General features: G+C 66.6%; 22 protein-coding genes. 21 read left to right on the forward strand and 1 reads right to left on the reverse strand.

Features of this window, described 5'->3' with window-relative positions; all coding sequences use genetic code 11:
* Positions 1 to 34 precede the first annotated feature (34 nt).
* Positions 35 to 685, reverse strand: coding sequence for an outer membrane protein OmpA (gene ompA / locus AAG801_RS12555; protein WP_101492498.1), 651 nt, complete (start codon positions 683 to 685; stop codon positions 35 to 37).
* A 224-nt stretch (positions 686 to 909) separates the two neighbouring features.
* Here ompA and gyrA point away from each other — a divergent pair, with 224 nt between their 5' ends.
* The 21 genes from gyrA (at position 910) to mnhG (ending at position 23,301) form a co-directional block, all read left to right on the forward strand.
* Positions 910 to 3,555 (forward strand): DNA gyrase subunit A, encoded by a 2,646-nt coding sequence (gene gyrA, locus AAG801_RS12560; RefSeq protein WP_192195697.1) that lies wholly within the window; start codon positions 910 to 912, stop codon positions 3,553 to 3,555.
* Positions 3,552 to 4,142 carry a DUF2059 domain-containing protein gene (locus tag AAG801_RS12565; RefSeq protein WP_341888676.1) on the forward strand — a complete coding sequence of 197 codons (591 nt, stop codon included), beginning with the start codon at positions 3,552 to 3,554 and terminating at the stop codon, positions 4,140 to 4,142. Before gyrA ends, AAG801_RS12565 begins: the two co-directional genes overlap by 4 nt.
* Positions 4,143 to 4,148: 6 nt before the next feature.
* The gene (gene serC / locus AAG801_RS12570) at positions 4,149 to 5,279 is read left to right on the forward strand and encodes a 3-phosphoserine/phosphohydroxythreonine transaminase (protein WP_341888677.1); all 1,131 of its coding nucleotides are present in this window, start codon (positions 4,149 to 4,151) and stop codon (positions 5,277 to 5,279) included.
* Between the two features lie 24 nt (positions 5,280 to 5,303).
* Complete coding sequence (gene pheA / locus AAG801_RS12575; protein ID WP_341888678.1) at positions 5,304 to 6,425, forward strand: prephenate dehydratase; 1,122 nt, start codon at positions 5,304 to 5,306, stop codon at positions 6,423 to 6,425.
* An 18-nt stretch (positions 6,426 to 6,443) separates the two neighbouring features.
* Positions 6,444 to 7,337 (forward strand): prephenate dehydrogenase/arogenate dehydrogenase family protein, encoded by an 894-nt coding sequence (locus tag AAG801_RS12580; protein WP_341888679.1) that lies wholly within the window; start codon positions 6,444 to 6,446, stop codon positions 7,335 to 7,337.
* A gap of 1 nt (position 7,338) precedes the next feature.
* Complete coding sequence (locus AAG801_RS12585; protein WP_341888680.1) at positions 7,339 to 9,357, forward strand: bifunctional 3-phosphoshikimate 1-carboxyvinyltransferase/cytidylate kinase; 2,019 nt, start codon at positions 7,339 to 7,341, stop codon at positions 9,355 to 9,357.
* A gap of 232 nt (positions 9,358 to 9,589) precedes the next feature.
* On the forward strand, positions 9,590 to 11,278 hold the full coding sequence (rpsA, locus tag AAG801_RS12590) for a 30S ribosomal protein S1 (protein WP_056582667.1): 1,689 nt from the start codon (positions 9,590 to 9,592) through the stop codon (positions 11,276 to 11,278).
* An 81-nt stretch (positions 11,279 to 11,359) separates the two neighbouring features.
* Positions 11,360 to 11,686, forward strand: a complete 327-nt coding sequence (locus tag AAG801_RS12595) for an integration host factor subunit beta (protein ID WP_056582668.1) — start codon at positions 11,360 to 11,362, stop codon at positions 11,684 to 11,686.
* 46 nt (positions 11,687 to 11,732) lie between these two features.
* Complete coding sequence (locus AAG801_RS12600) at positions 11,733 to 12,068, forward strand: LapA family protein (protein WP_341888681.1); 336 nt, start codon at positions 11,733 to 11,735, stop codon at positions 12,066 to 12,068.
* Complete coding sequence (gene lapB / locus AAG801_RS12605) at positions 12,058 to 13,236, forward strand: lipopolysaccharide assembly protein LapB (RefSeq protein WP_341888682.1); 1,179 nt, start codon at positions 12,058 to 12,060, stop codon at positions 13,234 to 13,236. The genes AAG801_RS12600 and lapB overlap by 11 nt, the downstream gene beginning before the upstream one ends.
* 137 nt (positions 13,237 to 13,373) lie before the next feature.
* Positions 13,374 to 13,706 carry a helix-hairpin-helix domain-containing protein gene (locus tag AAG801_RS12610; RefSeq protein WP_341888683.1) on the forward strand — a complete coding sequence of 111 codons (333 nt, stop codon included), beginning with the start codon at positions 13,374 to 13,376 and terminating at the stop codon, positions 13,704 to 13,706.
* A gap of 162 nt (positions 13,707 to 13,868) precedes the next feature.
* The gene (locus tag AAG801_RS12615) at positions 13,869 to 14,837 is read left to right on the forward strand and encodes a TRAP transporter substrate-binding protein (RefSeq protein WP_099795918.1); all 969 of its coding nucleotides are present in this window, start codon (positions 13,869 to 13,871) and stop codon (positions 14,835 to 14,837) included.
* Positions 14,838 to 14,862: 25 nt separating this feature from the next.
* The gene (locus AAG801_RS12620; protein ID WP_341888684.1) at positions 14,863 to 15,372 is read left to right on the forward strand and encodes a TRAP transporter small permease; all 510 of its coding nucleotides are present in this window, start codon (positions 14,863 to 14,865) and stop codon (positions 15,370 to 15,372) included.
* Complete coding sequence (locus tag AAG801_RS12625; protein ID WP_192195690.1) at positions 15,365 to 16,666, forward strand: TRAP transporter large permease subunit; 1,302 nt, start codon at positions 15,365 to 15,367, stop codon at positions 16,664 to 16,666. Before AAG801_RS12620 ends, AAG801_RS12625 begins: the two co-directional genes overlap by 8 nt.
* A 38-nt stretch (positions 16,667 to 16,704) precedes the next feature.
* Entirely contained in the window at positions 16,705 to 17,085 is a 381-nt protein-coding gene (gene crcB, locus AAG801_RS12630; protein ID WP_194273985.1) for a fluoride efflux transporter CrcB, read from the forward strand.
* 77 nt (positions 17,086 to 17,162) lie between these two features.
* The gene (locus AAG801_RS12635) at positions 17,163 to 20,138 is read left to right on the forward strand and encodes a monovalent cation/H+ antiporter subunit A (RefSeq protein ID WP_341888685.1); all 2,976 of its coding nucleotides are present in this window, start codon (positions 17,163 to 17,165) and stop codon (positions 20,136 to 20,138) included.
* Positions 20,138 to 20,488 (forward strand): Na+/H+ antiporter subunit C, encoded by a 351-nt coding sequence (locus tag AAG801_RS12640; RefSeq protein ID WP_056582686.1) that lies wholly within the window; start codon positions 20,138 to 20,140, stop codon positions 20,486 to 20,488. Before AAG801_RS12635 ends, AAG801_RS12640 begins: the two co-directional genes overlap by 1 nt.
* The gene (locus AAG801_RS12645) at positions 20,485 to 22,191 is read left to right on the forward strand and encodes a monovalent cation/H+ antiporter subunit D (RefSeq protein ID WP_341888686.1); all 1,707 of its coding nucleotides are present in this window, start codon (positions 20,485 to 20,487) and stop codon (positions 22,189 to 22,191) included. The genes AAG801_RS12640 and AAG801_RS12645 overlap by 4 nt, the downstream gene beginning before the upstream one ends.
* The gene (locus AAG801_RS12650) at positions 22,188 to 22,679 is read left to right on the forward strand and encodes a Na+/H+ antiporter subunit E (protein WP_341888687.1); all 492 of its coding nucleotides are present in this window, start codon (positions 22,188 to 22,190) and stop codon (positions 22,677 to 22,679) included. The genes AAG801_RS12645 and AAG801_RS12650 overlap by 4 nt, the downstream gene beginning before the upstream one ends.
* Positions 22,676 to 22,954, forward strand: a complete 279-nt coding sequence (locus tag AAG801_RS12655) for a K+/H+ antiporter subunit F (RefSeq protein WP_056582692.1) — start codon at positions 22,676 to 22,678, stop codon at positions 22,952 to 22,954. Before AAG801_RS12650 ends, AAG801_RS12655 begins: the two co-directional genes overlap by 4 nt.
* On the forward strand, positions 22,951 to 23,301 hold the full coding sequence (gene mnhG, locus AAG801_RS12660) for a monovalent cation/H(+) antiporter subunit G (protein ID WP_101492513.1): 351 nt from the start codon (positions 22,951 to 22,953) through the stop codon (positions 23,299 to 23,301). Before AAG801_RS12655 ends, mnhG begins: the two co-directional genes overlap by 4 nt.
* The last annotated feature ends 12 nt before the right edge of the window (positions 23,302 to 23,313 follow it).

Below are 23,313 nucleotides of genomic sequence, written 5' to 3' on the forward strand. Positions count from 1 at the left end.
GGCGGGGTTTTCATTCGTCGATGGAATCGATCGATCAGTTGGCGCGGGTGCCAACCACTTCGATTTCCACGCGACGGTTCTTGGCGCGGCCTTCCTTGGTGCGGTTGTCAGCCACTGGCTGCTTCTCGCCCTTGCCTTCGGTGTAGACGCGGTTGCGTTCGATGCCCTTCGAGACCAGGAAGGCCTTGACGGCTTCGGCGCGACGCACCGACAGACGCTGGTTGTATGCGTCGGTACCGATGGAGTCGGTGTGACCCACAGCGATGATGACTTCGAGGTTCACGCCACGGATCTTCTCGACCAGGTCGGTCAGCTTGGCGCGACCTTCAGGCTTCAGAACCGACTTGTCGAAGTCGAAGAAGGCGTCAGCAGCGAAGGTGACCTTCGAAGCAGCGACTTGTGCGGGAGGCGGAGCAACCGGAGCGCCAGGCGTAGGAGCCACAGCAGCCGGGCCAGCCGGAACCAGAGCACCGTCGCAACCGGCGGCAGCCGTTGCGGGCGTCCAGTTGGCATCGCGCCAGCACAGTTCGTTCGTGCCGTTCTTCCAGACGAGTTCGCCGGTGCCGTTTTGCCAGTTGTCGATCGTAGGACCGCCGTTCGCAGCGGTGACACGGGTCTGCGCGCCGGCGGCAGTGGCGAGCGCAGCGACTGCAAACATCATCGCCACTTTATTCAGTTTCTTCATGGTTCTCCTCTTGGGGAAAAAGCCGCAGCCGCGCTGCGAATCAAGGACGCTTTAAGTGACCACCACCCAAAACGTTGAGACGATTGTGCCATAGGGTCTTTGGCAAACAGGCCGCTGGACGCCCCCGAAGCGTAGGACGGAGGCGGAATAGAGCCCTTGTGTTGCGGCGGTGCGACACCCCTCACAGCGTAAAATTTCGCCTTCCTGCCGCCAGCCTCTAGCTCATGACCTCCTTCGCCAAAGAAACCCTGCCCATCAGTCTTGAAGAGGAAATGCGCAGCAGCTACCTCGATTACGCCATGAGCGTGATCGTTGGCCGGGCCCTTCCCGACGCCCGTGACGGCCTCAAGCCGGTGCACCGGCGCGTGCTGTACGCGATGCACGAGCTCAACAACGACTGGAACCGGCCGTACAAGAAGTCGGCCCGTATCGTCGGTGACGTGATCGGCAAGTACCACCCGCACGGCGACCAGTCGGTCTACGACACCATCGTCCGGCTGGCCCAGGACTTCTCGATGCGCCACATGCTGGTCGACGGCCAAGGCAACTTCGGGTCGGTCGACGGCGACAACGCCGCCGCAATGCGTTATACGGAAATCCGGCTGGCCAAAATTGCGCATGAAATGCTGGCCGATATCGACAAGGAAACTGTCGACTTTCAGGACAATTACGACGGCTCTGAAAGAGAACCGAAAGTTTTACCGAGCCAGCTGCCGAATTTGCTGGTCAATGGCTCCGGCGGTATTGCGGTCGGCATGGCCACGAATATCCCGCCGCACAATCTCAATGAAGTGGTCGATGCCTGCCTGCACCTGCTTCGCAACCCCGAAGCCAGCATCGACGAGCTGATGGAGATCGTGCCGGCGCCCGACTTCCCCACCGCCGGCATCATCTACGGCATCAACGGCGTGAAGGACGGTTACCGCACCGGTCGCGGCAAGGTCGTGATGCGCGCCAAGTGCCACTTCGAGGATATCGACCGCGGCCAGCGCCAGGCGATCATCGTTGACGAACTGCCCTACCAGGTCAACAAGAAGACGCTGCAGGAGCGCATGGCCGAGCTGGTGCACGAGAAAAAAATCGAAGGCATCAGCCACATCCAGGACGAGTCCGACAAGTCGGGCATGCGCCTGGTGATCGAACTCAAGCGCGGCGAAGTGCCCGAGGTGGTGCTCAACAACCTCTACAAGCAGACGCAGCTGCAGGACACCTTCGGCATCAACATGGTGGCGCTGGTCGACGGCCAGCCCAAGCTGTGCAACCTGAAGGACCTGATCCAGGTCTTCCTGCAGCACCGCCGCGAAGTGGTCACGCGCCGCACAGTCTTCACGCTGCGCAAGGCCCGCGAACGCGGCCACGTGCTCGAGGGCCTGGCAGTGGCACTGGCCAACATCGATGAGTTCATTCGCATCATCCGCGAATCGCCCACCCCGCCGGTCGCCAAGGCCGAGCTGATGACCCGCGCCTGGGACAGCAAGCTGGTGCGCGAAATGCTCACGCGTTCGCGCGCCGACGGCGGCGTGATCAACGCCGACGACTACCGCCCCGAAGGCCTCGAGCGCGAGTTCGGCATGGGCGGCGATGGCCTCTATCGCCTGTCGGAAACGCAAGCCCAAGAAATTCTGCAGATGCGCCTGCAGCGCCTGACCGGCCTCGAGCAGGACAAGATCGTCGCCGAGTACAAGGAAGTCATGGCCGAGATCGACGACCTGCTCGACATCCTGGCCAAGCCCGAACGCGTCTCCATCATCATTGGCGACGAACTCGGCGAGATCAAGCAGGAGTTCGGTCAAAGCAAGCTCGGCGCCCGCCGCAGCCTGGTCGAGCACAGTGCCTACGACCTCTCGACGGAAGACCTGATCACGCCGACCGACATGGTCGTCACGCTCTCGCACAGCGGCTACATCAAGAGCCAGCCGCTCGGCGAGTACCGCGCACAAAAACGCGGCGGTCGCGGCAAGCAGGCCACGGCGACGAAGGAAGACGACTGGATCGACCAGCTCTTCATTGCCAACACGCACGACTACATCCTGTGCTTCTCGAACCGCGGCCGGTTGTACTGGCTCAAGGTGTGGGAAGTGCCGGCGGGTTCGCGCGGTTCGCGCGGACGCCCCATCGTCAACATGTTCCCCTTGCAAGAAGGCGAGAAGATCAACGTCGCCCTCGCCCTCACCGGCGAGAAGCGCAACTTTCCGGCCGACCAGTACGTGTTCATGTCGACCTCGATGGGCACGGTCAAGAAGACGGCGCTCGACGAATTCAGCAACCCGCGCAAGGGCGGCATCATTGCCGTGAACCTCGACGAAGGCGACTACCTCATCGGCGCGGCGCTTACCGACGGCAAGCACGACGTGATGCTGTTCAGCGACAACGGCAAGGCCGTGCGCTTCGACGAAGAAGACGTCCGTCCGCTGGGCCGCAACGCCCGCGGTGTGCGCGGCATGTCGCTGGAGCCGGGTCAGGGCGTGATCGCCATGCTGGTGGCCGAGGACGAGCAGCAAAGCGTGCTCACCGCCACCGAAAATGGTTACGGAAAACGCACAAGCATTACCGAATACACCCGTCATGGCCGCGGAACCAAAGGCATGATCGCGATTCAACAGAGTGAGCGCAACGGCAAGGTCGTTGCCGCCACGCTCGTTCATGCGGACGATGAGATCATGCTCATCACCGACAAGGGTGTGCTCGTGCGCACCCGTGTGGCCGAGATTCGCGAACTGGGTCGGGCGACGCAAGGCGTCACGCTGATCGGGCTCGACGAAGGCGCCAAACTCAGCGGGCTTCAACGCATCGTCGAAAACGACGCGGTCGGCGAAAGCGAGCCGGACGCAGACGACACTTCCACATCTTCAACGGAGAATCCTCAGTGAAAAAACAACTCAAGCTCGCACTCCTGACCGCTGCTCTCGCCGGCTCGTCCATGGCCGCCATGGCCCAGGACAAGGCCACGCTGATCAAGCAGTTCATCGAGATCCAGCGCCCCGGCATCGAGTCGCTGGCACGCGGCCTGATCGAGCAGTCGAGCGCCCCCATCGCGCAAGCCGGTTCGCAGTACCTGCAGACGCAAGTGCCCGAAGCCAAGCGCGAATCCGCCGCCAAGGCCGCTGACGCCGAACTGAAGAAGTACTTCGACGACGCCTACCCGGTCGTGCGCGACAAGGCCGTGCAGATCGCCCCTGGCGCCCTCACGCCGATCCTCGAGCAGAACTTCACCGAAGAAGAGCTCAAGCAACTGCTGGCCTGGATCAACTCGCCCCTGAGCAAGAAGTACCAGGAACTGAACCCGAAGATGCAGACCGCACTGACGGAAAAGCTGGTGACCGACACCCGCGCCACCATCGAACCCAAGATGCGCGCACTCGACACCAACGTCGCCAAGGCCCTCGGTGCCCCCACCGATGGTGCAGCAGCTCCCGCCAAGGCGCCCGCCGCCAAGGCTCCCGCCAAGACAAAGTAAAGCACCGTGACCCAGCAGCAGACGCCGGCCGGCAAGCGCCCCTACAACTTTTCGGCCGGTCCGGCTGCCATGCCGGAGGCGGTGCTGCAACGCGCCGCTTCCGAGATGCTCGATTGGCAGGGCAGCGGCATGAGCGTGATGGAAATGAGCCATCGCGGCAAGGAATTCGGTGCCATCTGCACCCAGGCCGAAGCCGACATTCGCACGCTGCTGGCCATCCCCTCGCACTTTCACATCCTGTTCATGCAGGGTGGCGGACTTGGCGAGAACGCCATCGTGCCGCTGAACCTGTCGCGCGGCGCTGCCGCCGACTTCGTTGTCACCGGCAGCTGGAGCGCCAAGTCGCACAAGGAAGCGCAGCGCTACTGCACGGCCCGCGTGGCCGCGAGCAACGCTGACAACCAGCACACCAAGCTGCCCGATCCCGCAAGCTGGCAGCTGTCCGGCGATGCCTCGTATGTGCACGTGTGCAGCAACGAGACCATCAACGGCATCGAGTTCCAGCAACTCCCCGACCTGGCCGCGCTCGGCAGCAAGGCGCCGCTGGTCATCGATTTTTCTTCCCATGTCGCTTCACGCAGCGTCGACTGGAGTCGCGTCGGCCTGGCCTTCGGCGGCGCCCAGAAGAACCTCGGCCCCGCCGGCCTGACCATCGTGGTCGTGCGCGACGACCTGCTGGGCCATGCGCTCGAGATCTGCCCGAGCGCGTTCAACTACAAGACCGTGGCCGACAACCACTCCATGTACAACACCCCGCCGACCTGGGGCATCTACATGGCGGGGCTCACGTTCCAGTGGCTGCTGCAGCAGACCGAAGGCGAGCTCACCGGCATCGCCGCCATGGAGCAGCGCAACATCGAGAAGGCCACGCTGCTGTACGGGTACATCGACGGCTCCGACTTCTACGCCAACCGCATCGACACAAGCTGCCGTTCGCGCATGAACGTGCCGTTCTTCCTGGCCGACGAAAGCCGCAACGAGGCCTTCCTGGCCGGTGCGCGCGAAGCCGGACTGCTGCAGCTCAAGGGCCACAAGTCGGTCGGCGGAATGCGTGCGAGCATCTACAACGCCATGCCGCTGGCAGGGGTGCAGGCCTTGGTGGCCTACATGAGAGAATTCGAGCGATCGCATGCGTAGGCGCATGCCCTGTTGCTCGCACCGATGACCGCCTCTGCCCCCACACCACCCACCTCCCCCGACAGCTCCGAAAGCCTGGCCGATCTGCGCGTGCAGATCGACTCGCTCGACCAACGGCTCCTGAGCCTGCTCAATGAGCGCGCCCATGTGGCCGAGCTGGTCGGCGAGGTCAAGAAGCGCGAAGGCACGCCGTTCTTCCGCCCCGATCGCGTGGCCGCGGTCATCAACAAGATGCAAAGCAGCAATGGCGGTCCGCTCAAGGACCTCCATGTCGCGGCCATCTGGCGCGAGATCATGTCGGCCTGCCTGGCCCTCGAATCGCCCCAACGCGTGGCCGTGCTCGGCCCCGAAGGCACCTTCTGCGAACAAGCCGCCATCGAGTACTTCGGCGGCGCCGCCGACCTGATCTATTGCGCCAGCTTCGACGAGGTGTTCCACGCCACCGCCGCGGGCAGCGCCCAGTACGGCGTGGTCGGCGTCGAGAACTCGACCGAAGGCGTGGTCACGCGCTCGCTCGACCTGTTCCTGCACTCCCCCACCCACGTCGTCGGCGAAGTCAGCCTGCTGGTGCGCCATCACCTGATGCGCAGCAGCAACTCGCTCGAAGGCGTCGAGGCCGTGCTGGCCCACCCGCAGGCGTTGGCGCAGTGCCAGACCTGGCTGTCCAAGCACCTGCCCAATGCCGAGCGACGCGCCGTGTCGAGCAACGCCGAAGGCGCGCGCCTCGCGGCCACGAATCCGGCCTGGGCCGCGCTGGCCGGCGAACGCGCCGCCACCCGCTTCGGCCTGCACATCGTGGCGCACGCCATCCAGGACGACTCGTACAACCGCACCCGCTTCTCGGTGATCTGCCTGCCGCAGACGCTGGCCATGCCGCCGGCTTCGGGCAAGGACTGCACGAGCCTGATCGTATCGGTGCCGAACCGCCCCGGCGCAGTGCACGACCTGCTGGTGCCGTTGAAGGCCAACAACGTGTCGATGACGCGCTTCGAGTCGCGCCCCGCGCGCACCGGCCAGTGGGAGTACTACTTCTACATCGACCTCGACGGCCACCCCTCGCAGCCCAACGTGGCGGCGGCGCTGGCCGACCTGCGCGGCCTCTGCGCCTTCTACAAGGTGCTCGGCGCCTACCCGATCAAAGCCTGAGCCGAACGGACCGACGCGATGTTCGAGCAACTGGGATTGATCGGCTGCGGCCTCATGGGCGGCTCCTTTGCGCTCGCGCTCAAACGCGCGAAGCTGGTGAAACGCGTGGTCGGCTACAGCAAGTCGCCCTCCACCACTGAGCGCGCGCGCCAGCTCGGCGTGATCGATGTGGCGGCGCCGTCGGCGCTGCTGGCGGTGTCGGGCGCCGACCTCGTGCTGCTGGCGGTGCCGGTGGCCGCGTCGGAGGCCACCTTCAAGGCCATTCGCCACGGCATCTCGGCCGACACGCTGGTGATGGACGTCGGCTCGACCAAGGGCGACGTGATCGAAGCCGCGCGCAACGGCCTGCAAAAGCAATTCGCGAACTTCGTGCCAGCCCATCCGATCGCCGGCAAGGAAGTCTCCGGCATCGAGCATGCCGAAGCGTCGCTGTTCACCGGCCGCCAGGTCGTGCTGACTCCCGTCAAGACCACGCTGCGCTCGAATGTGCAGCGCGCCTCGCAGGTGTGGAGCGGCATCGGCGCCAATGTCATCACGATGACGTACGAAGAGCACGACGCCGCCTTCGCCGCCGTGAGCCACCTGCCGCACCTGCTGGCCTTTGCGTACACCAATGCCCTCACCGGCCAGCCGCAAGGCGACCGCTTCCTGAGCCTCGCGGGCCCGGGCTTTCGCGATTTCTCGCGCATCGCCGCCAGCGACCCGGTCATGTGGCGCGACGTGCTGCTCGCCAACCGCGAGCAGGTGCTGCAACAGTCGCAGGCCTTCCGCAAGGCGCTCGAAGACCTCGAGGCGCTGATGACCGCCGGCGACCTGCAAGGCCTGGAGCAATCCATCGCCGCCGCCAGCAAGGCGCGCGCCGCCTGGAGGCCGAATTCGAGCACCGACGCTCTGGCCCAGCAGGACAGCTGACATGTTCTCGACTGCCTTTCTCGACCTTCCGCCCCTCGTGGGCGCCGCCGGCACGGTTCAGCTGCCGGGCTCCAAGAGCATTTCCAACCGCGTGCTGCTGCTGGCCGCGCTCGCCAGCGGCACCACCACGATCCACGACCTGCTCGATTCCGACGACACGCGGGTGATGCTCGACGCCCTGCGCGCGCTGGGCTGCGGCATCGAGCCGGCCGACAGTTCGCTGCGCATCACGGGCCTGGGCGGCCAGTTGCCGCCAGCGCTGGGCACGACGTTGTTGCCGCTGTTCCTGGGCAACGCCGGCACGGCCATGCGCCCGCTGACCGCGGCGCTGTCGCTGCTCGGCGGCGAGTTCGAGCTCAGCGGCGTGCCGCGCATGCACGAGCGCCCGATCGGCGACCTGGTCGACGCGCTCACGCAGTTGGGCTGCCGCATCGACTACCTCGGCAACCCCGGCTACCCGCCGCTGCGCATCCACCCCGTGTCGCACGACGAACTGGCGCTCGGCGCGCCGATCCGCGTGCGCGGCGACGTGTCGAGCCAGTTCCTGACCGCCCTGCTGCTGGCGCTGCCGCTCGCAGCAGCCAACGACATCGTGATCGAAGTCGTCGGCGAGCTGATTTCCAAGCCCTACATCGAGATCACGCTGAACCTGCTGGCGCGCTTCGGCATCACAGTGCAGCGCGACGGCTGGGAGCGCTTCACCATTCCCGCCGGCAGCCGCTACAGCTCGCCAGGCGAGATCCACGTCGAGGCGGACGCCTCGTCTGCTAGCTATTTCATAGCACTTGGCGCCATTGCGGCGGGCGTTTCGGGTCAGAACGGCATCCGCATCGAAGGCGTTGGCGCGGCCTCGATCCAGGGCGACATCCGCTTCATCGACGCCGCCCAACAGATGGGCGCGCTGGTCGACAGCGGCCCGAACTGGCTCGAAATCCGCCGCGGCGCCTGGCCCCTCAAGGCCATCGACCTCGACGCGAACCACATCCCCGATGCCGCCATGACGCTGGCCGTCATGGCGCTGTACGCCGACGGCCCCAGCACGCTGCGCAACATCGCGAGCTGGCGCGTGAAGGAAACCGACCGCATCGACGCCATGGCGAACGAGCTGCAGAAGCTCGGCGCCACGGTCGAGGCCGGGCCGGACTTCATCCGCGTCCACCCGCTGCCCGCCGCCGGGTGGCGGCCCGCCAGCATCCGCACCTATGACGACCACCGGGTCGCCATGTGTTTTTCGCTCGCGGCCTTCAATCCGGCCGGCGTGCCGGTGCGCATCCTCGAGCCCCACTGCGTCGCCAAGACCTTCCCCGACTACTTCGAAACCCTGTTCTCGGTGGCCGAGGCCGCCGAGGTGCCCGTGATCTGCATCGACGGCCCGACCGCCTCGGGTAAGGGCACACTGGCCGCCGAGGTGGCGCGCCTGCTGGGCTACCACTACCTCGATTCGGGCTCTCTCTACCGGGTGACCGGGCTCGCCGCGCGCCGCGCCGGCCTGGAGGCCACTGCCGCGAACGAGGCGCAGATTGCCGCCCTCGCCGCTGCCCTGCCCCTGCAGTTCACCGAGGGCAAAGTGCTGCTGGCTGGCGACGACGTGAGCGACGACATCCGCACCGAAGCCGCCGGCATGGACGCCTCGCGCGTCTCCGCGCTGCCGGCCGTGCGCGAGGCGCTGCAAGACCTGCAACATCGCTTCCGGCGCCTGCCCGGCCTCGTGGCCGACGGGCGCGACATGGGCACCGTGATCTTCCCCGACGCGGCGCTCAAGGTGTTCCTCACGGCGGGTGCCGCCCAGCGCGCCGAACGGCGGCATAAGCAGTTGATTTCAAAGGGTATTTCGACTACACTCGACAGTCTTCGCTCCGACTTGGAAGCACGTGACGCCCGGGACTCTTCCCGCAGCGTCGCCCCTCTGAAGCCGGCGCAGGACGCTCGCCACCTCGACAACTCCCAGCTGTCCATCGAACACTCGATCGACACGGTGTTGAACTGGTGGCAAGAAATTCAACCGTTCAAGTCCGCTTGAGCGGATTGAAGTGCAGCCCTTCAAGTCCGCTTGAAGGGCTTGCGTCTCCCGGGTGTTCCGGGTGGCGCCTACCGCTCCAGCAGGCTCCTTCCGCGCGACAGCGCACTGGCCTGCTGGTTGTTCAACCAACCGGGCTCACGCCCACAACCTAACCGCCGTCTACAGACCTCCAGCAGCCGCACGCAATTTCGCAAGAGCGCCTGCCAACCCTGCCTGACGGAAGGAACCATAAATGTCTGAATCTTTTGCCGACCTATTCGAAGAGTCCCTGAAGCGTTCCGAAATGCGCAGCGGCGAGGTCATCACGGCCGAAGTCGTGCGCGTCGAACACAACCACGTCGTCGTCAACGCCGGTCTGAAGTCCGAAGCGTATGTGCCGATCGAAGAGTTCAAGAACGACAAGGGCGAACTCGAAGTCCAGGCCGGCGATTTCGTTTCCGTTGCCATCGGCAGCGTTGAAAACGGCTACGGCGACACCATCCTCTCGCGCGACACCGCCAAGCGTCTGGCTTCGTGGCTCGCCCTCGAGAAGGCCCTGGAATCGGGCGACTTCGTCACCGGCACCACCAGCGGCAAGGTCAAGGGCGGCCTGACCGTTCTGGTCAACGGCATCCGCGCATTCCTGCCGGGCTCGCTGATCGACACGCGTCCGATCAAGGACCTGACCCCGTACGAAAACAAGACCCTCGAATTCAAGGTCATCAAGCTCGATCGCAAGCGCAACAACGTCGTGCTGTCGCGCCGTGCCGTGGTCGAAGCCAGCATGGGCGAAGAGCGCGCCAAGCTGATGGAAACCCTGAAGGAAGGCGCTGTTGTCCGCGGCGTGGTCAAGAACATCACCGAATACGGTGCGTTCGTGGACCTCGGCGGCATCGACGGCCTGCTGCACATCACCGACATGGCATGGCGCCGTGTTCGCCACCCGAGCGAAGTCGTTCAGGCCGGCCAGGAAATCACCGCCAAGATCCTCAAGTTCGACACCGAAAAGAACCGTGTCTCGCTGGGTCTCAAGCAAATGGGTGACGACCCGTGGATGGGCGTTTCGCGCCGCTACCCGCAATCGACCCGCCTGTTCGGCAAGGTCACGAACATTGCCGACTACGGCGCGTTCGTCGAACTCGAACCCGGCATCGAAGGCCTGGTGCACGTCTCCGAAATGGACTGGACCAACAAGAACATCGCTCCGAACAAGATCGTCTCGCTGGGCGACGAAGTCGAAGTCATGGTCCTGGAAATCGACGAAGACAAGCGCCGCATCAGCCTGGGCATGAAGCAGTGCAAGGCCAACCCGTGGCAAGAGTTCGCTCAGAACACGAAGCGTGGCGACCGCGTCAAGGGCCCGATCAAGTCGATCACCGACTTCGGCGTGTTCGTGGGTCTGGCTGCCGGCATCGACGGCCTGGTTCACCTTTCGGACCTCTCGTGGAACGAAACCGGCGAAACCGCCGTTCGCAACTACAAGAAGGGCCAGGAAGTCGAAGCGATCGTGTTGGCTGTCGACGTCGACCGCGAACGCATCTCGCTGGGCATCAAGCAGCTCGACAGCGATCCGTTCACCACGTTCACGACCGTGAACGACAAGGGCCAGATCGTGACCGGCAAGGTCAAGACCGTGGACGCCCGCGGCGCTGAAATCGACCTCGGCGAAGACATCATCGGCTACCTGCGTGCTTCGGAAATCTCGCGCGACCGCGTTGAAGATGCCCGCAACGTGCTCAAGGAAGGCGACGAAGTCACAGCCATCGTGGTGAATGTGGATCGCAAGACCCGCAACATCCAGCTGTCGATCAAGCAGAAGGACATGGTTGACGAACAAGGCGCCATGGCCAACCTGAGCCAGCAGTCGGCACGCGAAAACGCGGGCACGACCAGCCTGGGCGCCCTGCTGCGCGCCAAGCTCGACAACAGCGACAACAAGTAAGCTGAGTCCGAAGACAGAGGCAGGCCCCCCGGGGCCGCTCTGTCTTTTTTTTCGTCCACGTTTTTCGTTTATGTTTGGCCTATGACCCGCTCAGACCTCGTCGAAGAACTCGCCGCCCGTTTCGCGCAGCTCACGCACCGCGATGCCGAATACGCCGTCAAGACCATCCTGGACGCGATGAGCGACGCGCTGGTGCGCGGCCACCGCATCGAGATCCGTGGCTTCGGCAGCTTCTCGGTCAACCGCCGTCCGCCGCGCATCGGCCGCAACCCGCGTTCGGGTGAGAGCGTGCAGATCCCCGAGAAGCGCGTGCCGCACTTCAAGCCGGGCAAGGCGCTGCGCGAAGCCGTCGACGCAAAGACCGCCGAGCTCGATGCAGGCAAGGAAGCCGCCGGCCGCAAGGCCTGATGCGCATGGATGCAAACGTAGAATGCTCCCGGCAACGGGAACAGCTATGAAATACCTCCTGTGGCTGCTCAAGGCAGCCATTTTTTTTACGCTCTTCGCCTTCGCGCTGAACAACCAGCACGACGCGACCGTCTACTTCTTCTTCGGAACCCATTGGCGTGCGCCGCTGGTGCTCGTCGTGCTCGCGGCCTTTGCCGGCGGGCTCGTGGTCGGCGCGCTGGGCATGCTGCCCGGCTGGTGGAAACACCGCGCTGCCGCAGCCCAGGTGCCCGCGGTTTCCGAAATCCCTTCGCCCGCGCCGCTGGCTGCCGCCACCGCCTCCGCGACCGTGCCGTCCATCTCGGCCACCGACCTTCCCGCCGTACGTCAACATGGACTTTGATCCCAGCTGGCTGCTGATCGGCCTGCCCGTCGCCTTCGTGCTGGGCTGGCTCGCATCGCGCTTCGACATCCGCCAGCTCAAGCTCGAGAACCGGCAGGCGCCCAAGGCCTACTTTCGCGGCCTGAACTTCCTGCTCAACGAGCAGCAGGACCAGGCCATCGACGCCTTCATCGAGGCCGTGCAGAACGACCCCGACACCCAGGAGCTGCACTTCGCGCTCGGCAACCTATTCCGCCGCCGCGGCGAATACCAGCGCGCCGTGCGCGTGCACGAGCACCTGCTGGGCCGCGGCGACCTGAGCCGTGCCGACCGCGAGCGCGCACAGCATGCGCTGGCGCAAGACTTCCTGCGCGCCGGCCTGCTCGACCGCGCCGAAGCGGCGTTGCAGAAGCTCGAAGGCACGCGCTACGAGAACGAAGCGCGTCTTTCGCTGCTCGCCATCTACGAGCGCTCGCGCGAATGGGCGCAGGCCGCCGACGTGGCGCAGAAGCTCGACGAGTCCGACCAGGCCAGCTACAGCACGCGGCGCGCCCATCACCTGTGTGAGCAGGCCAACGAACGCGTCGCGGCCGGCGACCTGCCGGGCGCCGGCGACCTGCTCACGCAGGCCCGGGCCTTGGCGCCGCAGGCCCCGCGGCCGGCCATCGACACAGCGACCTTGCAGCTGCGCAACGGTGAAGCCGCCGCGGCCTTCGACACGCTCGAAGGGCTCAGCGACACGGCGCCGCTGGCGCTGCCGCTGTATGCCGCGGCGCTGCAGAAGGCGGCCGTGGCCGCGCAGCGCGAAGGCGAGGCGCTGGCGCTGCTGCAGCGACGCTATGCCGAGTCGCCGTCGATCGACGTGCTCGAAGCGATGATCGCGCTCGGCGGCACACCCGATGCCACGCCCGCGGACACGCCCACCGAAGCGCCCACGCCGCGCGACAGCTACATCGCCCACCTCGCGCACCAGCCCTCGCTCGTCGCCGCCTCGCGCTGGCTCGCCGGCGAGCGCTTCGAGCACGAGCAGTTCCATCCGCAGGTGCAACGCGCGCTCGACCAGGCCACCCGCCCGCTCATGCGCTACCGCTGCGCGGCCTGCGGCTTCGAGGCGCACCAGTACTTCTGGCACTGCCCCGGCTGCCAGGCCTGGGACAGCTATCCGCCGCGTCGCGTGGAAGAACTCTGACCACGGTTCAGAACAATCGTCACACGGGGCCCTGGGCCCCGTTTTCACGTCAACTGCCGCGCGCGCCCTCTCGTTGAGCCGAAGCCGATATTCCTGTCGGCTTAGCCATACCAACAATTGAAGAGGGAGTTTTCATCATGTTCAAGAAAATCATCGCCACGCTCGCCATGTGCTTCGCGGCCGTCTCGTTCGCTGCCGTCGACGCCAACAAGGGCAGCGCCGCCGACCTCGACGGCCTCAAGGGCGTCGGCCCCTCGCTGTCCAAGCGCATCCTCGATGCCCGCAAGGAAGGCGAGTTCAAGGACTGGCCCGACCTCATGCAGCGCGTGAAAGGCGTGAAGGAAAAGAGCGCGGCCAAGCTGTCGGCCGAGGGCCTGACGGTCAACGGCCAGAGCTTCGACGGTGCTGCAGCACCTGCCAAGGCGGGCAAGACCGCCAAGGCGGCCGAAGCGAAACCCGCCAAGCAGTGACAGCACCCTGAAACCAGGAAACCGCCCCCGAGGCGGTTTTTTTACGCCCGCACTTTGTGCCGCATCGACACCACATGGCAGGGAAATGCCTCAGCGAATGGCCCGGAATTTGCACGTATGCTTTTCTTTCATCCAGCTTTAACCACATTCCGGAGCGCGTTCATGAATCACAAGTTCGGCATGGCCCTGGCGGGCCTCACCTTCGGCGCCGCCGCCTTCGCGCAAACCAAGTGGGACCTGCCCACCGCTTACCCGACCACCAACTTCCACACCGAGAACATCACGCAGTTCGCGAGCGACGTGGACAAGGGCAGCGGCGGCAAGCTCAAGATCACGGTGCATGCCAACGCGTCGCTGTTCAAGGCGCCCGAGATCAAGCGTGCGGTGCAGGGCGGCCAGGCGCAGCTCGGTGAGATCCTGCTGGTGAATTACCAGAACGAATGGCAGATGTTCGGCGCCGACGGCATCCCCTTCCTGGCCGACAGCTACGACGCCGCCTGGAAGCTCTACCAGGCACAGAAGCCCGCGCTCGAGAAGAAGCTGGGCGAACAAGGCATCCAGCTGCTGTACGCCGTGGCATGGCCGCCGCAGGGCATCTTCGTGAAGAAGGAAATCGCCTCGGCCGCCGACCTCAAGGGCGTGAAGTGGCGCGCCTACAGCCCCGCCACCGCGCGCATCGGCGAACTCGTGGGCGCGCAACCGGTCACCGTGCAGCAGGCCGAGCTGTCGCAGGCCATGGCCACGGGCGTGATCGAGTCGTACATGTCCTCGGGCTCCACCGGCTACGACACCAAGACCTACGAGTACATCAAGAACTTCTACGACACCCAGGCCTGGTTGCCGAAGAACGCGGTGCTCATGAACAAGAAGGCCTTCGACGCGCTCGACAAGCCCGTGCAGCAGGCGCTGCTCAAGGCGGCGGCCGATGCCGAGAAGCGCGGCTGGGACACCTCGAAGAAGAAGAACGTCGAGTACCTCGACCTGCTCAAGAAGAACGGCATGACGGTGCACGTGCCCTCGGCACAGCTCAAGGCCGACATGAAGAAGGTCGGCGACACCATGATCAAGGAGTGGACCGAGAAGGCCGGCCCCGAAGGCCAGGCCGTCGTCGACGCCTACAAGAAGATGTGACCCGGCTTCGCACGCACGGCACCCGATGCGCAAGACGCTGGACTTTCTCTACCTGAGCGCCGCCGCCCTGGCGGCGCTTTTCATGATCGGCCTGCTGGTGATGGTGCTGCTCTCCATCCTCGGGCGGCAGCTGCACTTCAACATCCCCGGCATCGACGCCTACGCCGGCTACCTGATGGCCGGCGCGGGCTTCCTGGCGCTGGCGCACACACTCAAGCGCGGCGAGCACATCCGCGTGACGCTGGTGATGCAGAACCTGCCGCCTGCGGCACAGCGCTGGCTCGAACGCTGGGCCATGGGCGCCGCGGCGCTGCTGGCCCTGCTCTTTGCCTGGTACAGCGTGCGCCTGGTCTGGCAGTCGCTCGACTACCACGACATCTCCACCGGCAACGACGCCACGCCGCTGTGGATTCCGCAGCTGTCGATGGCGCTCGGCGCCATCGTCTTCGCGATCGCGTCGCTCGACGAGTTCGTGATCGAGTGGCGCGGCCGCCCGGCCAAGGCCGCCGAAACGGAGGCGCTGCGCCATGAGTGACATCGCCATTGCCGGCCTGCTGATCGCCGCCCTGTTCCTCATCCTGGGCAGCGGCGTGTGGATCGGCCTCACGCTCTCCGGCGTGGCGTGGATCGCCATGCAGATCTTCTCGTCGCGCGCCGCCGGCGACGCCATGGCCGTGACCATCTGGGGGTCGGCCTCGAGCTGGACGCTCACGGCGCTGCCGCTGTTCGTGTGGATGGGCGAGATCCTGTTCCGCACGCGGCTGTCGCAGGACATGTTCAAAGGCCTCGCGCCCTGGATGCAGGCCCTGCCCGGCCGGCTGCTGCACACCAACGTGGTGGGCTGCGCGGTGTTCGCGGCGGTGTCGGGCTCGAGCGCGGCCACCTGCGCCACCATCGGCAAGATGAGCCTGCCCGAGCTCAAGCGCCGCGGCTACCCCGACGACATGGTCATCGGCACGCTGGCCGGCGCCGGCACGCTGGGCCTGCTGATCCCGCCCTCGATCATCATGATCGTGTACGGGGTGAGCGCCGACGTGTCGATTGCACGCCTCTTCATCGCGGGCGTCATCCCCGGCATCCTGCTGGCGCTGCTGTTCTCGGGCTACATCGTGGTCTGGGCGCTGCGCAACCCCGACAAGGTGCCGCCCGCCGACGCGAAGCTGCCCTTCGTCGAGAAGCTCTGGGCTTCGATGTCGCTGATCCCGGTGGCGCTGCTGATCCTGTCGGTGCTGGGCTCCATCTATGCGGGCATCGCCACGGCCACCGAGGCGGCGGCCGTGGGCGTGGTCGGCGCCATGGTCATCTCGGCCGCGCAGGGCTCGCTCACCTGGCACAGCTTCAAGGAAGCGCTGCTGGGCGCCACGCGCCTTTACTGCATGATGGCGCTGATCCTCGCGGGCGCAGCCTTCCTCACGCTGGCCATGGGCTACATCGGGCTGCCGCGCCACCTGGCCGAGTGGATCGGCTCGCTGGGGCTGTCGAAGTTCCAGCTGATCCTGATGCTCGCCGCGTTCTACATCGTGCTGGGCTGCTTCCTGGACGGCATCTCGATGGTGGTGCTGACCATGGGCGTGATCATGCCGACCGTCACCGCGGCCGGCATCGACCCGGTGTGGTTCGGCATCTTCATCGTGCTGGTGGTCGAGATGGCGCAGATCACGCCGCCCGTGGGCTTCAACCTGTTCGTGCTGCAGGGCATGACCGGGAGAGACCTGCTCTACATCGCGCGCGTCACGCTGCCGATGTTCTTCCTCATGGTGGCCGCGGTGCTGCTCATCTACTTCGTGCCGCAGCTGGTGACGTGGCTCCCGCAGCAGATGGCGCCTTGAATCCCGGGGGTAGCGACCGACCAGCAGACAATAGGCCCATGCTGCTTCCGGCTCTTGCGATCTGCCTCGGCGCCTCATGCGGCGCCCTCGCCCGATGGGGCCTCGGCCTCTGGCTCAACACCGGCGGCCCCGTGCCCTACGGCACGCTGGCCGCCAACCTCGTCGGCGGCTACTTCGTCGGCGTGGCGGTGGCCGTCTTCCAGGCGCTGCCGCAGCTCGACCCGGTGTGGCGACTGCTGCTCATCACCGGCTTCCTCGGCGGGCTCACGACCTTCTCGAGCTTCTCGGCCGAAGTGGTCGCGCTGTTGCTCGGCGGACGGCCGTTGCTGGCACTGGGCACCGGCCTGCTGCACCTGTGCGGCTCGCTGGTCCTGACCTGGCTGGGCATCCGCAGCGTGCAGCTCGTGCTGGCTTCGTGACAGCGAAAAAACTGCCCGTCCTCCTGCGGTTATAGCCAGGGGCTTCGCAGAGGGTCGGTCGATAGAATCGACCCCCAATGCCCCTCGCCCTTCTCGTCGCACTCCCCTTTCTTGCCAGCGTGCTGGCCGCGTTGATGCCGTCCAACGCGCGCAACCGGGAGTCGACCCTTGCAGGGCTCGTCGCATTGGGCTGCGCCATCCAGGTCGCATGGCTCTTTCCGCAGATCGCGCACGGCAACGTGCTGAGGCAAGAGATCGAGTGGCTCCCCGCCCTCGGCCTGAACCTCGTGTTCCGCCTCGACGGCTTCGCGTGGCTGTTCTGCATGCTGGTGCTGGGCATCGGCGCGCTGGTGGTGCTCTATGCGCGCTACTACATGTCGGCCTCCGACCCGGTGCCGCGCTTCTTCTCGTTCTTCCTCGCGTTCATGGGCGCAATGATGGGCGTGGTGCTCTCGGGCAACCTGATCCAGATGGTGCTGTTCTGGGAGCTCACCAGCCTCTTCTCCTTCTTGCTGATCGGCTACTGGCACCACCGGCGCGACGCGCGGCGCGGCGCGCGCATGGCGCTCACCGTCACGGGCGCGGGCGGGCTGTGCCTGCTGGCCGGCGTGCTCGTGCTCGGCCGCATCGTCGGCAGCTACGAGCTCGACATCGTGCTGGTCTCGGGCGACATCATCCGTGCGCACGCGCTGTACCCGGTGGCGCTGGTGCTGATCCTGCTCGGCGCGTTCACCAAGAGCGCACAGTTCCCGTTCCACTTCTGGCTGCCGCGCGCCATGGCTGCGCCCACGCCGGTGTCGGCCTACCTGCACTCGGCCACCATGGTGAAGCTGGGCGTGTTTCTCATGGCGCGCCTGTGGCCGGTGCTCTCGGGCACCGAACAGTGGTTCTGGATGGTCGGCGGCGCGGGCGCGATCACGCTGCTGCTCGGCGGCTTCGCGGCGATGTTCCAGCGCGACCTGAAGGCGCTGCTGGCCTACTCGACCATCTCGCACCTGGGCCTCATCACGCTGCTGCTGGGCCTGAACAGCCCGCTCGCAGCCGTCGCTGCAGTCTTCCACGTCATGAACCACGCGACCTTCAAGGCCTCGCTGTTCATGGCCGCCGGCATCATCGACCACGAAACCGGCACGCGCGACATCCGCAAGCTCAGCGGCCTGATGCGGCTGATGCCCATCACCGGCACGCTGGCCATCATCGCCAGCGCCTCGATGGCCGGTGTGCCGCTGCTCAACGGCTTTCTCTCGAAGGAAATGTTCTTCGCCGAGACGGTGTTCATCCAGGCCACGCCCTGGATCGACTTCAGCCTGCCGGTCATCGCCACGCTCGCGGGCATCTTCAGCGTGGCGTACTCGGCGCGCTTCGTGTTCGACGTGTTCTTCGGCCCGCCCTGTGGCCCCGACGTGCCCAAGCCCCCGCACGAGCCGCCGCACTGGATGCGCGTGCCGGTCGAGTTTCTGGTGCTGCTGTGCCTGGTGGTGGGCGTGGCGCCGGCCTGGTCGGTCGGCCCGATGCTCGCGGCGGCGGCCACGCCGGTGGTCGGCGGCACGCTGCCCGCCTACAGCCTGGCCGTGTGGCACGGCTTCAACCTGCCGCTGATGATGAGCTTCGTCGCGCTCGCGGGCGGCGCCGTGCTCTACCTGCTGCTGCGCCGCCCGCTGGGCACCGGCCGGCTCGAGCGCACGCCGCTGCTGCACCGCTTCGACGGGCAGCTCATCTTCGAACACCTGATCGCGCTGCTGAGCGAAGCCGGCCGGCGCAGCCGTCGCCTGTTCGGCACGCGCCGCCTGCAGTGGCAGCTGCTGTGGCTGGTGGTGGTGGCCGTGGCGGGCGCCGCGGCGTCGCTGTGGGCCACGCCGGCCGATCGCGGCACGCGCGAACTGCTGCCCTTCTCGCCGATGTTCGCGATGACCTGGCTGATCGGCTGCGTGTGCGCCGTGGCCGCCGCGTGGCAGGCCAAGTTCCACCGGCTCGCCGCGCTCATGCTGGCCGCGGGCGCCGGGCTGGTCTCGTGCGTCACGTACATCTGGTTCTCGGCGCCCGACCTCGCGCTCACGCAGTTGGTGGTCGAGGCCGTGACCACGGTGCTGATTTTGTTGGGCCTGCGCTGGCTGCCGATGCGCAGCAAGGACGTGGTGCAGCCCGCGCGCATGCGGCTGCGGCCTTGGGGCCGCCGCGGGCGCGACCTGCTGGTGGCCACCGTCGCCGGCTGCGGCATGGCCGCGCTGGCCTGGGCCCTGATGACGCGCACCTTCCCGCAGAGCATCTCGCCCTTCTTCCTTGAACGCGCGCTCACCGAAGGCGGCGGCACCAACGTGGTCAACGTGATGCTGGTCGACTTCCGCGGCTTCGACACCTTCGGCGAGATCACCGTGCTGGGCATCGTGGCGCTCACCGTGTATGCGCTGCTGCGGCGCTTCCGGCCCGCCATCGAATCGATGGCGCTGCCCATCCAGCAACGCCTGCAGGTCGACGACGGCAGCAGCGACCTGCTGAACCCGCGCCGCGCCACCGACTCCGCCATCGGCTACCTCATGGTGCCGGCCGTGCTGGTGCGCCTGGTGCTGCCGGTGGCCGTGCTGGTGTCGGTGTACTTCTTCATGCGCGGCCACAACGCGCCCGGCGGCGGCTTCGTCGCGGGGCTGGTGATGTCGGTCGCGCTGGTGCTGCAGTTCATCGTCTCGGGCACCGAGTGGGTCGAAGAGCACCTGCGCATCTACCCGCGCCGCTGGATCGCCATCGGCCTGCTGTTCGCGCTCGCCACCGGCGGCGGCGCCATCGCCTTCGGCTACCCCTTCCTGACCACGCACACCGCGCACCTGCACGTGCCGCTGCTGGGCGACATGCACGTGCCCAGCGCCCTCTTCTTCGACATCGGCGTGTTCGCGCTGGTGCTCGGCGCCACCATGCTGATCCTCACCGCGCTGGCCCACCAGTCCGTCCGAAGCCACCGCTGGGCCGACGAACAAGAAGAGAAAGAAGCGGAGGCCCGCGCCGCCGCCGAAGCCGAAGAAGCGGCTGCTGCCGCGGCCACCACCGGGGGGGCCCGCTGATGGAAATCGTGCTGGCCATCGCCATCGGCGTGCTCACCGGTTCGGGCGTGTACCTGCTGCTGCGCCCGCGGACCTTCCAGGTCATCATGGGCCTGACGCTCATCTCGTACGCGGTCAACCTGTTCATCTTCAGCATGGGCCGGCTCAAGGTCGACAGCGAGCCGGTGCTGGTCGAAGGCTTCAAGGCCACGCTGGCCAACACGGCCGACCCGATGCCGCAGGCGCTGGTGCTCACCGCCATCGTGATCGGCTTTGCGATGACCGCCCTGTTCCTCGTCGTGATGCTCGCCTCGCGCGGTCTGTCGGGCACCGACCACGTGGACGGTGAAGAGCGGGAGGCCGTGGAATGACCGACGTGCTCCACCTGCTCGACCGCTTCCTTGAATTCAGCATGCCGCACCTGGTGGCGGTGCCGATCCTCGTGCCCATGCTCACGGCGGCGCTGATGCTGCTGATGAACGAGAACCGCCGGCGCACCAAGTCCTTCCTCAGCGTGGTCTCGGGCCTGATCGGCCTGCTCGCTGCGCTGGCGTTGCTGCGCTGGGTGAACGCGGCCGACACCGGCGGCGGCCCCGGCTCCATCGGCGTGTACCTGCCGGGCAACTGGCGCGCGCCCTTCGGCATCGTGCTGGTGGCCGACCGGCTCTCGACCATGATGGTCGCGCTCACGGGCGTGGTCGCCTTCGCGGCGTCGATCTACTCGACCTCACGCTGGGACCGCGCGGGCGTGCACTTTCATCCGCTGCTGCAGCTGCAGCTCATGGGACTGAACGGCGCCTTCCTCACGGGCGACCTGTTCAACCTGTTCGTGTTCTTCGAGGTGATGCTCGCGGCCTCGTACGGCCTGCTGCTGCACGGCTCGGGCCAGCTGCGCGTGCGCGCCGGGCTGCACTACATCGCGATCAACCTCGCGGCCTCGTCGCTGTTCCTGATCGGCGCGGCCATTCTGTACGGCGTGACCGGCACGCTCAACATGGCCGACCTGGGCGCGCGCATCGCCGAGCTCGCACCGGGCGACCGCGGCCTCGTGCACGCGGCCGCGGCCATCCTGGCCACCGCGTTCTTTGCCAAGGCGGGCGCGTGGCCGCTCAACTTCTGGCTGGTGCCGGCCTACAGCGCGGCCGTGTCGCCGGTGGGCGCGGTGTTTGCGCTGCTCACCAAGCTCGGCGTGTACACGGTGTTGCGCCTGTGGACCGTGCTGTTCGCGCCCGACACCGGCGCCTCGGCCGCCTTCGGGCAGACCGCGCTGGTGAGCGTCGGGCTGGCCACGCTGTTCGTGGGTGCCATCGGCATCGTCGGCACGCAGCGGCTGTCGAACCTCGCGGGCTTCAGCGTGCTGGTGTCGGCGGGCACGCTGCTGGCCGCCGTCGGGCTGGGCGAGCCGGCCGTGTGGGCGGGCGCGCTCTACTACATGGTGAATTCCACGGTCGCGGTGGCGGCGTTCTTCCTGCTGATCGACATGATCGAGCGCTGGCGCAACGCGGGCATGAGCGTCGCGCCGCACGAGGCCGCGGGCAACGCGCCCTTCCTGGCCGAAGACCTGCGCGCGCTCAACGACGTGAACCTCGACGACGATGCGCAGGCGCTCTACGGCCGCGCCATTCCGGCCGGCGTGGCCTTCCTGGGCCTGAGCTTCATGCTCTGCACGCTGCTGCTGGCGGGCCTGCCGCCGCTGTCGGGCTTTGTCGGCAAGTTCGCGATGCTCTCGGGCCTGCTCGACAGCAAGGTCGTCACCACGGCCGGCTGGACCTTCTTCGGGCTGCTGATCGTCGCCGGCTTTCTCTCGCTGATCGCACTGAGCCGCACCGGCATCCGCCATTTCTGGACACAGCATCACCCGACCATGCCCTCGCTGCCCGCCCTCGAGGTGCTGCCGGTGGCCGCCCTGCTCGCGGCCTGCGTCGCGCTCACGGTCTGGGCCGAGCCCGTGATGCAGCACGCCCAAGCCACCGCCGGCGGACTGCGCACGCCCACGGCATACCGCGAAGCCGTGCTCGGCGCGAAGCAGAAGCCCAACCCGATGCCCGCGAAGAAAGAGGAGGCCAAGCCATGAAACGCTTGATGCCTTCCCCGCCGCTGTCGTTCGCGCTGTTCGTCATCTGGCTGCTGCTCAACCAGTCGCTCGAAGCGGCCACGCTGCTGTCGGCCGCGGTGCTCGCCATTGCCGTGCCGCTGATCACCAAGGGCCTGCGGCCTGCCAGGGTGCGCATGCGCCGGCCCGGCGTGGCGCTGCGGCTGTCGTTCCTCGTCACCTTCGACATGCTGAAGTCGGCGTACGACGTGGCGCGGCTGCTGCTCACGCGCCGCACCGCCGACATCTCGGCGCGCTTCGTGCAGATTCCGCTGGACATGCGCGACCCCAACGGCCTGGCCGTGCTCGCGATGATCATGTGCCTCACGCCCGGCACCGCCTGGGGCGAAGTCTCGTTCGATCGCACCACGCTGCTGATCCACGTGTTCGACCTCGAGGACGACGCGGCCTTCATCGCCATGATCAAGACCCGCTACGAACGTCCGCTGATGGAGATTTTCGAATCATGACGCCTGTTCTCTTCTGGGCCCTGAAGGCCGCGCTCTTCCTGCTGGCCGTGGCCATGCTGTGCGCCCTGTTCCGCCTGCTGGCCGGCCCCTCCGCGCAAGACCGCGTGATGGCGCTGGACTGCCTGTACATCAACGGCATGCTGATGATGCTGGTGCTCGGCATCAACTACGCGAGCAGCGTGTACTTCGAGGCGGCGATGCTGGTGGCGCTGTTCGGCTTCGTGGGCTCGACCTCGCTGGCCAAGTTCCTGCTGCGCGGGGAGGTGATCGAATGAGTGCCACTGCCCTGCCCCTCTGGGCCGAGATCATCACCGCGGTATTCGCAGTGCTGGGCGCGGCCTTCGCGGCCATCGGCTCCTTCGGCCTGGTGCGCCTGCCGACCTTCTTCCGTCGCATCCATGCGCCCACGCTGGGTGCCACGGTGGGCGCCTGGTGCCTGACGGTGGCCACCATCGCCTACTTCTCGGTGCAGGGCTTCAGCCTGTTCCTGCACGCGATGCTGATCGTGCTGTTCATCGTGCTGACCGCGCCGATCACCACCATCTTCCTGATGCGTGCCGCCCTCTTCCGCGAACGGCAGAAGGGCAACCCGAAGGTGCCGCCCGCCGCCAAGTCGGGCTAAGGCAGCGTCCTC

This window comes from Variovorax sp. YR752 (assembly GCF_943372545.1).